General features: G+C 50.5%; 6 protein-coding genes. 2 read left to right on the forward strand and 4 right to left on the reverse strand.

Going from position 1 to position 12,655, the window contains the following annotated elements:
- Window positions 1–675 precede the first annotated feature (675 nt).
- The 4 genes from BJL95_RS23060 to BJL95_RS25400 all read right to left on the reverse strand — a co-directional run bounded on the left by BJL95_RS23060 (window position 676) and on the right by BJL95_RS25400 (window position 6,256).
- Window positions 676–1,764: a hypothetical protein gene (locus tag BJL95_RS23060; protein WP_071160911.1), complete on the reverse strand. Its 1,089-nt coding sequence runs from the start codon at window positions 1,762–1,764 to the stop codon at window positions 676–678.
- 202 nt (window positions 1,765–1,966) lie between these two features.
- Window positions 1,967–2,716: a hypothetical protein gene (locus tag BJL95_RS23065; RefSeq protein WP_071160912.1), complete on the reverse strand. Its 750-nt coding sequence runs from the start codon at window positions 2,714–2,716 to the stop codon at window positions 1,967–1,969.
- A gap of 147 nt (window positions 2,717–2,863) precedes the next feature.
- Window positions 2,864–5,128: a cytochrome c peroxidase gene (locus BJL95_RS23070; RefSeq protein WP_071160913.1), complete on the reverse strand. Its 2,265-nt coding sequence runs from the start codon at window positions 5,126–5,128 to the stop codon at window positions 2,864–2,866.
- Window positions 5,129–5,383: 255 nt separating this feature from the next.
- Complete coding sequence (locus BJL95_RS25400; protein ID WP_071160914.1) at window positions 5,384–6,256, reverse strand: hypothetical protein; 873 nt, start codon at window positions 6,254–6,256, stop codon at window positions 5,384–5,386.
- A 1,595-nt stretch (window positions 6,257–7,851) separates the two neighbouring features.
- On the opposite strand from BJL95_RS25400, the gene BJL95_RS25850 reads away from it, so the two are divergent.
- Window positions 7,852–7,965 (forward strand): DUF4266 domain-containing protein, encoded by a 114-nt coding sequence (locus tag BJL95_RS25850; RefSeq protein ID WP_254786890.1) that lies wholly within the window; start codon window positions 7,852–7,854, stop codon window positions 7,963–7,965.
- Window positions 7,952–12,130 carry a DUF3570 domain-containing protein gene (locus BJL95_RS23080; protein WP_175463786.1) on the forward strand — a complete coding sequence of 1,393 codons (4,179 nt, stop codon included), beginning with the start codon at window positions 7,952–7,954 and terminating at the stop codon, window positions 12,128–12,130. Before BJL95_RS25850 ends, BJL95_RS23080 begins: the two co-directional genes overlap by 14 nt.
- The last annotated feature ends 525 nt before the right edge of the window (window positions 12,131–12,655 follow it).

Consider the following 12,655-nt stretch of genomic DNA (forward strand, 5'->3'; position numbering starts at 1 on the left):
GCATATAGCGCTTTACCCTCAAAAAACATCCTTCGCTGAAAATCGTGGAAATGGCGCGATAGCGATGTGACGATTTTAGCCCCCGTGACGCTTAGTACCGGAAGGGTTCTCGCAGAAAGGAAAAATCTGGTAGGCATCGAAACGCGCCGTCAAGTCACGTAAGAGCTCATGTTTCGTCCCCTCCTCGTTGGGGGCGAAACATGACGACGCTGGCGAGTCGGCGGCGCCGACGGAAAAGTGGTCGCAAAATTTTGTCGATTTTTCGGGCAACGGATTGCCGAACAATCTTTCGCAACAATAGCGCGCCCCAGAACACGTCCTTAGCAAATAGGCACACTAACGTGTCTTTCTGCTAACCCCAACTTGCGGCACGTCAAAGACTCCTAATATTGTAAGAGTTGAATTGGGTTGCATCATTACCGCATCGAACACTGCCCGTGTAATGGCGATTATGCCCAGCGCACATCACTCGCGCCGCAATCCGGCCGCTCCATGGCATTCGCCGACTTAGTTGTATAAATCACACCGGAAGCGATCGGTGCTAAACGCCCTAAGGCGCTTATTTTTAGTTACCGCATTCATCCATCCCGAATGGAAATAATCCGGAAAATTGGTTCTTAAAATCTAAGCATCGCCTAGCTCAACCCAACCCTAAATCCGTACCTCTTAAGACCATCAATCAATGCAACTACTGTTTCCGCCACCCGATGTTTCCAGCATTACGGCGGTGTCCGTGTAGTTTATTAGCCAGCAGGCGCCAAAGGGTAGCTTAGGCAATACTGGAACTAAAAATTGACCGGTAATATGAGTCGCATTAGCTATGGTAAATTGAGTACCGATTGGAGGTAAAAAGCCAGGCCGTAGCAAGACGTTGAGATAAGTGTTGCTCAAGTTCAGACTGCCATCCACATTTAATTTGTCGTTGTTTTGTGGCCCGGATAGTTCGATATCCAGAGAACCGCCTAAGATCAGATCGGCTTTGCTGATGGTCAAAGTACCGATCGGAGCGCCAGGAGAAATTACTCCTTTTGAACCTACAATGGAAGCGGTTCCACTATCGATCTTTAGCGTTCCGTTCCCACTCAGCCTCCCTCCGGATATATTGACTGATTTTGCTCTAAAAAAGCCATTGACTTCGATCTCTCCCTTGGTTTGAACGTAATTGAAGGATTCCTGATAATCTTCTTTCGGGAAATTACCGCGAGAAGTTATTTCAAATTTACCTTGATTTTTAAATGCACCTGCTCCACCCGCCGACCCTATTGAGTCATCAAACCTGCATGTTCCAAAATTGTTAAAGGCACCGTTTATAGCCAGCAAATTATCACCCAAAGCGGCGTCACCATGTATCGGCGCAAAGTTAACCGTCCCGTAATTGTCAAATTTACCACTGTGTACAAATAGCCACTCAGGGGAATTAACAATCCCAGACGCCCGGTTAGTAATAACCGCAGCGTTTCCCCGGAACTGTAATTCATAGTAGATGTTTAAAGTTCCATAGTTTTCTATCCCACCCTCTAAAACAAGGTTGAAGCCAGGGGCCACGGTAAATTCGCCGTAATTGGTTAAATCACCGGAATAGGTGACACTCCCGACTCCTCTATCGCAAGAAATGGCAGTTTGATAAGGAATAGTATAAGCAACATTATTTACTAGAGCCTCTCTACATTCAATCGAATCTGAAATATCCGCTCGCGCCGAATTGACCGAAAACAATATCTGCAGAAAAAATACAACACGGATAACTTGGTTTAATTTATTCATAACTCCCTCACTAATATTATCAAAATAACTTCCGACCAGTCTATACACGTAAGGACTTACCTGCTTCTGTGTAATCAATTTCTTACGCTGACACATACTTATTCATCAACGCCACGAGTATTAAGGAACCTCTGATTAATTCGCAACCTAGAATTCTATAACTAATTAAATCAGCAGATGTTTAAACCGACTCTCTATTCCACTAAAAAACCATGCTTTTCTTATTGAAGCCCAACACTCCCAGCAAACCTATCAAAAAAGACCACGCGGCAGCCGGCAGAGGAACTGGCGCCGCCGACAGCAGATTACCCGAGTGATTTAAGTCAATATAAAAAGTTTTAGCATTACTTACGCCATCCAATGTAAAGGTAAAGCTACCCGAAAATTGTTTAGTCCCGGAGGAAAGGCCCGTGATTAAGGAGCTTGCCAACGCCTCGTCGAATTGATCGATCAATCCATCGCTATCGGTATAATGAATACCGACCGATGTGACGCCATCATTTCCAACGATTTCAGTTGACAAGCTATAGGAATAACTCATGGTAATCGAATATGAGTTAACGCCTAAATTATTAAACCCAACATCGTACCAACCGACTTGACTATAGTCGATCGCACCCGCTGAAACGCCCCCCGCTAAATCAAATTCGTGGGAAAAGCTCGTGCCGACCTGTACCGGTTTAACGCCCGTGGCGAACTCCTCGGTCGTATCAAAAACTACCCCGTCTCCGGTCAAGTCGATAAACGTCGCTGGAAAATCAGCTCCCGACCTTACGAACGATGCTGAAAACTCTAAGTCACTCAAATCGCTGGCCGACGTTTCAATATTTGCAATTGAAAAACTCAAATTGGCTAGACTTGAAAACGTAACGCTCGCCGCGGCGTTGTTAGTACCGGCCATTACAAGCGCGAACACAGCCACAATCAACACCGATTTTATTTTAAATCTCATATAATCCCCAAAACAGAATAAAACACGACACAAATTAGCAAATAACCGTGTTTTCAATTTAGATAACGGACGAAGCCAACATCTACCGATATTAAATTTCAATTTAACATCGGACAAGCGGACGACGTCCACTTGTCTTAATGCTGATTATTGCTCCAAAATATCCGCAAACGATGGCAACGGAGTATCCGCTCCATTCGCGCCGACGGCCGGAATCTCTAAATACTGATCCTTGGCCAAGTTGACGCTTCCAAAATTCCCTTCATTCAAAGCGCCAAATTGATCGGCATGTCCGTGTGGCACCTTTATTTGCGGATGATCAAATGGCGCCTTCTCGTAGCGCACCCTCTCGTCGGTAAAACTCTTTAGTAATGCAATAATTGCATCTCTGGCCGGCGGATAACCGGCAAGGGTGATGTTGTTTACTAAGTTATCCTTGTTCGGATTATTAAAATTCCCTAATCTGGAATAAAATTCAATAACTTGCTCCAGGGTGGCCATACTACCGTTATGCATATAGGGACCTGTCAATTCAATATTTCTTAATCCGGGAATTTTAAACGTCCCGGCCGTGCTGGTCGCCAATTTGGTCGGCTTATTAACATAAACATTATTCGCCGTGGTCACGGTAGGAATATATTTCCTCGAGGCCGATAAACAATTCTGATCCCGCAAAACACCTTCGCGATTCCCATCGATCTCCAGGGTGCCGTCGGCTTTAGTTATCGTTGCGCTGCTCACCAACGTTGAATTAACCGCCAATCCGATCGTAAAATCGCAAGCACGAGTCGTAGCGACCACGGAATCCTTGATAGCCGAACTGTTTCCTAGCAGGTATTGCACGTATTGGTCTGCAAACGACAACGGGTTATTAAAATCGTCAACGCCACCTATCGCCATATCAGCGAGAGGATCGTTAACGCCCGTATTGGCAAACCCAACATCGACCAGTTTGAAAGCACCCGATAAATTTCGCCGATCGACAACATTTTTAAACGGGGTAATAGCGGCCGCGGCCGCGCCATTCCCTGTTCCTAATGCATTCGCACCGTAGGGGATCCGAAAGTGAGATGGGCCGTAATAACTGGTTGGTGTCGTCGCTGTCACCAAGGTACTGTTGACGTCTATCGTCGCTGTCGTTAAGTTTGGTCCCGCATGGCACAGATTGCAGTGATTGCTGACAAAAGCATTCAACCCTTCTTTTAACTGCTCAATTTCAGCCGCGGATTTGCCCAAGCCTTCCCATGTTGGCTCCATGGAAGCAGGGTCACGCGGGCTCAAATCGATAGGCGCTTGATCGGATACCAGCGTTGCCTGATACATCTGCAACGCAATACCGAAAAACATAGAGAAGTTTGCTTCCATTTGGTTGTAGGGCGTCCCGGAACTCGGTGCTCCAAACGGCCCGGCACCACTGTAGGACCAATATTTGTTGTTGAAAGCTTGCTGCACCATCGTTCGGTACGTCAAATTCAGACCGTTTTTTAACTCGCTCGCGCCACTCAGACTATAGGCGCCTAGAACGCTATCCTGGGGATGAACCTGTTGGTTTTGCAAAGGTTGACGTAACAGCAATTTGCGACCGATGCTCGGCCAATCGCGTTGTTGGCAAGACATTTCGGCGTCATTTAGCGGCGGCGCCACGGAGAGCGACGCAAGCGATGAGTTGGTTAAATGCAGCCGTTGCTTACTAACGCTTCGAGCGCCGGTTTTTACCCAAACCCCGATTGGATTGGGATCTCGATCCCCCCAATTGTTAACACCGTTAAATACGTTGTTGGCGCGTCCGTCCCAGAAGTTTCGGTAATTGAAGATCGAATTGATAACGGATGGAGCGTTACGCGGCTCGACTTTCCGAGTCCCTATGGACCCTAGATGAAACACCGGATCGGCGGCACGAGCACACTGGTCTTCCATACCCGTCAATTTTGATGCGCCGGTAAACTGGCCGCTGAATGTACCGGACGACGATACAACATCATCCGTGGAAAATAGGACACTGCTAGTATTGTCGAAAGGGTTATCGAAACGATAAGTCGGAAAGTCATCGGCATTCAGCTTGTGATCCGGTGCCGCCAATTCGAAAGTTTGCGCGGTTGCGGAAAGATGGCTTTTTCCACCTGGATTAATCTGATTTTGTACCCGACGATCGGCTCCGGCGTGAAAGTGGCATGAACCACACGCCATGCCGTCGCTCCCCACGTTAGTATCCCAAAACAACGCTTTTCCAAGCGCTATCGCCTTTTCCTTGTTGACGACAATCGGATCGGGATGCGTAGCGTCCAGCAACAAACCCGGCACTGTCGGGACTGGAACGTCTTGTAGCGGCATCGGCAACGGGCCGTGGGCATTTCCGGCCTCCATGACCAGCACGCCGAAGCCGAAAATAAATAGATTTCTGTTTAAACTCATTGGTAACCTCTAGGGCAAATATTGGGTGAACGCCTTGCTTGTCCGGTACCGACACCGCGCAGGTATTGTAAAAGCAATAATTGAGCTAAAACAGAAATACTCAATAGATTCATTATGTTAAAAAATCCGTCCAAGACCAACTCTAGCATCCGTAACAAAAATAGGTGATTTGACATACTTCGCGCGCGTAAAAATGCTCTTCATAAAAAAGGGCCGGTTACCCGACCCTTTTTTCGCCATTAGCCCGACAAAACGTTAGGCGCTAACGTTATTTCTACGATATGACAAAAGACCCAACAAGCCCGATCCAAACAGCCAAACAGCACCTGGGACAGGAACGTTAGACGGGGGATTGACCGTACCAGCGGCAGCCATCGTAATGTTATCGATATAGAGATTAAATACCGGAGTCGTTAACGGACCATCCGATACCAACAAACCTTCGTCGTCGTATACCGCATCGGGATCGTAAGGCACCTTGCCCCAACCGCCGAAATGAATCCAAAAAGCACTAATGTTGCTAAAGTCGTCGTTAAGCAACAACGGTGAGGAGGGATCGGACCAATCGAAGGTAGACGGTAAAGTTTGATAGGCCACGCGATTTGCATAGTTAGTACCATCACCCGCCGTCAATGAAGGGTTTATCGCATCGCTAAACCCAAGAATCTCCCAATACGCATTGGGGTCGGGATTTCCGGTTCCTTCGGGAGCCTCGAGATTGATAGACAACAAGCTGAATGCGCTTTTATCCCGCATTCTGACGTAAAGCCCGCCAGAGTCCGCGTGGTAGTGGATTTTTAAATTCGACGCGTCCAAATCGTCCACTTCCTGATGGACGTGCGCACCGGAGTCCGCTTCGTCGCGCACGGTTCCGGCAACGATAACATTTTCGGTTACGCTGGACGCGGGAGTTGCGCCGGTGTTATTGGAAATGTAACAGTTTCCCGACCGCCCAGGTTCGGCGGGACAAGCCCCCGAAGCAGTCGAAGTCACGTTCGAATCGTGGTAAACCGCTACCGGAAAGTCGTTCAAGTTATAGGTCACCATCGTCGTCATGGACGCGTTTGCCCCCCCCATCACAGACAGCAACGCAGTCGCTGTCGCAACGCCAAATATGCCTTTATTCATTCAAATGTCCTCGCAAAAATTAATTCCAGCCAAACAAACTCCCATATGTAGACAGGAGAGCATACTATACGCCAGCAATTCATGTACCAAGAACAATCATCGCGTCGTGACAAATTTACTACTCAGCCAGCCAGAACAACAACCTACTGATTTAACTGAACAATATCGATATAGCCCCCCGTTAATAATGCCGACGAGATTTTCTCCAACAACCTTACTGAGTAAACCCAAAAGCCTAGAGCGCATTATCAGCATAAAATAACTATGTTATTTAACTAGATCGATGCGTGATATGCCTCTAAAACCAACTGCTCCGCCCATTTTCAGGCGCTTTATCAAGACGTTAAGTCAGAGAAACTCATCCTATGGCAGCCCCAATCTATCTAGTAAACTCTCTAGGCGTCAGGCTGATAGGTGATTTGACGCACTTACCAAACTGACAATAATCATCGTTAAAGCCAGTAATCGATAGCCCACAAATTTAGGCGCTAGCCACGTAAACAAATCGGTTTTCCGAACCCGCTAAAACCATTGCGCGGATGATGCTAGTCTCAAGGCTTTCCATTCGTACCGCGGAACCGCGAGGTTCCACAGCCCAACCTCTCCGGAAGTTTTTGGGTGATCTTGCGGCATGGTTTGTGCTTTACCATCAAAATTGTTTATCGCCAACGCTACGTCAGAATGTCGCAACAAGCCCCACTCTTCGCCCGAATCTTCTGTCCAATTTCAATTAAGAGCGGCACCATTGCAATTGTCACCCGAGGTTACACCCGCCTCAGGTCTAAACGTTCTGGAACACCGTGAACGTGCGCGGTGAACGTGCGCGACCTGTTAGCGGCTTTGGTGCTCGTATTTTTGAGATTCCATACCGCAAATCTATCGACAGGTCGCGGAAAAACCACAAGCTGGCAAGAAAGGTTTCAAAATAAACGACCAAACAAAGACTATTCGGCTATCGAGCGGTTGAGAACCGCGAAAGGCAAGCGAATCGACCGCCATTTCGCGATCCACTCGAGAACCCATGGCGCTAAATGCACTCCGGCAAATGAAAGACAACGACGCTACGGTCTCGGTTGCGATACGAAACAACCAATGCGGCGTTGACTTAAAGGAACCCTAAAATGAATTCGACAGTAAAGTCCAGCCTAGTGACGCCCCCGATAAAAATTTGTAGCGCCGAGTCTCGTGACGCTAGCCCAACCGTCGCGCTCCCTAGCGGTGGTTCGGAGCTCTCGCCGATGCCGGTCTGGCGGGTATGCCGTGATAGGTCCGAGCGCCACAGCTACCGCGCTGGATTCCTTCTGGCGAGACAGGAAGAACCTCGAGTCGTGTCCAAACCGATCTCAGTGGAAGGTGATGGCCGCGCGACGCGTTATACTCGCGCGAGCCATCCAAGATCCGAAGCGATTTCGGCCCAACGAGATGGACAATTCAGTAATCACAGTTCAAATCCCCCCCCCGCTCCCCTCGGGCAAGCGCCCAAGACGCGAATTCGTTGGTCGACGAAGCCGGTCTATCTGCTGATCGTTTGCGGCTTCACGCAAGGATGCGCCGACGTCGCGCCCTGGGAGCGGGGCAATCTGGCAAAACCGGAAATGGCCATCACTCCGAATCCCAGCCAAAACCATTTCCGAGATCACGTTTACACCAGTAAGGAAGCTTCGCAAGGCGGGCACGGAGGCAATGGAGGCGGCTGTGGGTGCAATTAAACCGGATTCGAACAAAGCGCTTGCGGCGCTAACGTCGGCCGCGCTAAGTTTACCGGGCCTGAATGCATCGGCCGCGATTCCCGCTCAACAAATCCACACCAACGTCAGCTACGGGCACTATCAAGAAAGCGATGAGCGTATGCGTGTCGAGGTCTACCATGCCGATGCGGTGATTCCTCTTTCCGACCGGATCGAACTCAGCTTCAGTCTCGACCGCGACACTTACAGCGGCGCTACTCCGGCCTACTCGATTCCGACAGCAATAACCAACCAAGCCAAATACGTCTTGGGTGGCGGACGAGATTTAGTGGAATACGTCGATCTGGTCAGTTCGGCCTCCGGCGGCGTTACAGCGTCAGGGTTAACGGTATTGGGCGGCCTGAACTCCTTTAAGTCCTACGTAGACGGCATGGACGCCGCTCAAGACAACATCGACGCGGCCAGTCAAATCGCCAACTCGGGCTATTCGGCGCAATACGAAGCCGTAAAGACACCTATCGACGAGGCTTATCAAGCGTCGCTGAACGCACTAAGTACCCAGCTTAGCGCCGAAAAAGCCAGCGAGGATGCAAAAGCGGCGCTGGAAATATCCCCGTTGACGCAAGACCTGAATGCCGACCTGTTGGCCTTGGATATTCAGTTGGCCGCCGACAAGGCGTTGCAATCGAGCGCCTATAATGCGTCGCTTGGCGCCATAGACGCCGAATTGCCGGCGTTGCTTGAAAATTACAATGTCTCGGTCAACACGCTGCAATCCAACACGCAGAGCCAACGAAATGCACTGCAATCGACTTACGATTCGTCGGTGACCACTCTAAACACGACCCGCACCCAAGCCGAAAACGACTACATTACCAACACACTAGGCTCTAGGCCGTCAGACCCCATCAGCATTACGGCGACAAGGACCATCGATTTTAACAACGTCAGCGGCGCGGCCTACTACGGCATGGCCAACGTCAACCCTACAGCCAGTGGCGTCTGCCGCCTGAATCAAGGCAGCCAATGCGTTTACCCGTTCGGCACTTCCTCCCCCACCTTAAACAATTTCGCAGTCGGTATTGTTGAGGATCCAACGGCGTCCGGCGCGCATTTGCACTACGGGAACGGACAACTGACCTATCATAACGATTCCAGCGGCGTTTATCTTCGAGCGCAGACCGGCGCGGCATTCAGCTTGGACTCCATGGACTTTCTCGCGCCAATCAGCAACAGCAATCCGGGCACTGGCGCCGAGGATTATTGGGAAATCCTCGGATTCAACCAATCCATCAACCCCGACCTATATAATGGAGACGGTACCAACTACGCCACCAAGATCGCTTATCAAACCGTCGCCAACGGCTTTAACGGCACTCTGACTCTGAACAGTTCGTTTGCCAACGTCAACGCCGTTTGGCTCCATTATAAAGGCTACCCTAAAACGCCAACCGACCCGGACCAAGTTTTCGACGAGGAAGGCGTGGAAATTTCCAACGGGCCGCTACAAATCAAATCTTTCTCGGTAACCCTGGACAACATCGTTGTGTCGCCGGTATCGACGCCGACCAGTATGCAAACGGCCTGGGACAACACGCTACAGCTTTATCGAACTACCTATTCCAATACAGTCTATAACCCTTCGTACACCACGCTGACCACCAACTACAATTCGCAATTGAGCGCGCTGAACGCTTCGGAACAAAGCGAGCTGACCCGCTTGGGAAACGAATACACCGCCGCCCGTACTGATTTAATCGCGGAACATCAAGCCGAAATAGCGGCTTTAGACAGCAATTACCAAGCTCAATTGGCGCAATTGGACAGCGCGAATCTGAGCGCTCGGCAACAAGCCACCGCCAGTTACAATGCGGCGACTCAGGCGATCAACGACAAATACGCCGCGAATAAAAACGCGTTAACCGCCCAATACAACAGTAACGTTGCCACCGTTACCGACAACTACAACCTACAGACCCAGCCTCTCACCGACACCTACAATCAACAAATCAGCCAACAGACGGCGCTCGACGCCGAACTCAGCAAACAAGCGCAGATCGCCCAATACGCGGCAATCCTGAACAAGCTGGTACCCACCGGCAACGCCACGGTACAACGCTTTCAGTTGCAACCGCAGGAAACTCGTTCGATGCCGCAATTCGGCACGCGCTATTACTTCGATAATACGACATTGGGCGTCACTGGCGGATTTTCCGAGGAGCCGGATTTTCTATCCAACTTTGGCAATGTCGACATCAGTCACGAGTTCAATAATAAGTTGACGACCGTGTCGGCCGGTTACGGCATGACCAGTAACACAATCAACCGCAGTTCCGACAGCCACGCCGGACACGCCGGACACAGCGAACATTTCGGTGCGGCCGACTACCCGCGTCTGAATGAGGAAAGCAAATTTCACAACTTTACCGCCAGTATTTCGCAAGTATTCTCCAAAAACAGCGTGGCTCAGCTTAGCACCAGTTTTACACATCAAACCGGCTATCTGAGCAACCCTTACAAATTCGTCTATGTTCGAGGTGAAATCTCGCCCGAAGAATACTACCAACTAGCAACCGATGCCGAACACGTTGACTGGAAGCGCATCACTCAGCTGGAAGTAGTCGGTACGGAACTGTTTCGGGAAAATCGCCCCAGCCAGCGCAATCAATGGTCGCTATCCAGCCGCTTGAACCAGCATGTTCCCGCGCTGGATGCTTCCTTGCATTTGGACTATCGTTTTTATCTTGACGACTGGGGAATCAACTCCCACACCTTCGAGTTGAAATGGTACCAATCGCTTCCTTGGGGGCTTACCGTGACACCCGGAATCCGCTATTACTCACAGTCTCAAGCGGACTTTTTCGCACCCTATTTCTTATCACCGCGCGCGGATGGGTTTTATACCAGCGATTTTCGCCTGTCGGCATTCGGCGACTTGAGCGGAGGCTTGACAATAGGTAAGCAGTTTGCGCGCGGCGTTAAATTAGAAGGCGGATTCGAGTACGTGACGCACGCCGGTTCGCTCAAATTGGGCGGAGGCGGCATCGGCGACTACGCCGATTTCGACTACTTTATGGCCCACGCTAACTTGAGCGTCGATTTCGCTGCCAAAGGCTTGTTCGAGGAAGGCTCGAGTCACGAGAGCCATCACCACCATCACGTCCACGGCGCGCCGCCACCCGCCGGGATCATGTTCGGCCACATGATGAATCAAGCCGACTCAATCATGGTCGGCTATCGATTTATGTATAACGTCCAAAGCGGCGCCATGCTGCGCGGCAACAGCCCCGCCAGCGACGCGGCAATCGTCGCCGGGGGCTGTAGCGGCTTTAGCAACGGCTGCATCTACAAGCCGACCAAGATGCACATGCAGATGCACATGCTGGATCTGATGTATGCGCCGACCGACTGGTTGAATCTGATGGTCATGCCGCAGCTAATGAGTATGGACATGAGCATGAGCAATCCGATCCGCGCCTTCGCCGACCAAGAAGAGCTTAGCGAATACGGCGGACATGGCGGCGCGTACCACACTAGCAACGATATTGGCGATACCGTTGTTACCGCGTTAATTAAGCTGGCGGATGACGGTAAACACCATTTACACGCGGGCATTGGAGTCAGCGCACCAACTGGCAGTATCGACGCGCAGATGAGCCAAGGCTCTTTGAAAAACAACGCTAAGACGGACGTCACGCCGGGCTCGCCGGTTTTACAAGATTACGGCATGCAATTAGGTAGCGGCACCTGGGATTTCAAACCCAGTCTGACTTACGTCGGCGGCATGGACGATTGGGGCTGGGGCATGCAATTGAGCGGTATCAAACGCTTGGAAAAAAACAAGTACGGTTACGCCTACGGCGACCTTTTTCAAGCCAGCGGCTGGGGCAGCTATCGGATATTCGATTGGCTTTCGGCGTCCATTCGAGGGGTTTACACTTGGCAAGACAAGATTCAAAGCTCCACGACACAAAACCACGAACCGACAGCCCCAGTGGATTATCCAACCAACTACGGCGGACGCTATTGGGATATAGGTTTCGGCCTGAGCGCTGACGTTCCTGACGGCCGCTTCGCCGGCCACAGTTTCGGCGTGGAATGGCTTCAACCGGTAGGAACCGATCACCAAGGTTATCAACTTGACCGAGACGGCGCCCTGACCGCCACCTGGAACTATGCGTTCTAGCCGGCGGCATTACCGGTCGCGCACCCGCTATTCATCGCGCGGAGGATCTCGGTAACAGCCAATACCGGTCGGGTTAGCGAACTCTGACCCGATGCCATACCTTTCATATACCGAAATTTAATTACGAGACGTATAACAAAACTCCCAGAGGCCAACCAGGCTTCCCGCAACATGATCCATCACCTCGGGTGAACCGACGCACCGCAACCGATGCGGCCTCGCGATATTGGAGAACGAATATCAACACCGCCCGCTGCCGGCGGAACCGTAATAAAAACAATGTTATTTAACGCATCATGCACGCTATATCCCACACTTTTTAAAAGCACACTGCCTGCCGGTTTGCGCGGAGCGTCCAAGCCGAGCACGACCGCGAAGTTATCGGATTAGAAAAATAAATATATTTCAATAACTTATATTCACCCCACCGTCCGCGTGCGAATCACATACGGAGCAGGGTTCTCAACCGATTCGGGCATGCATCCTGCTTGCTCTAACGTTGCGTTTGACCGTAGTTTTTCGGAG

The sequence above is a fragment of the Methylomonas sp. LWB genome, assembly GCF_001856095.1.
Lineage (GTDB): Bacteria > Pseudomonadota > Gammaproteobacteria > Methylococcales > Methylomonadaceae > Methylomonas > Methylomonas koyamae_A.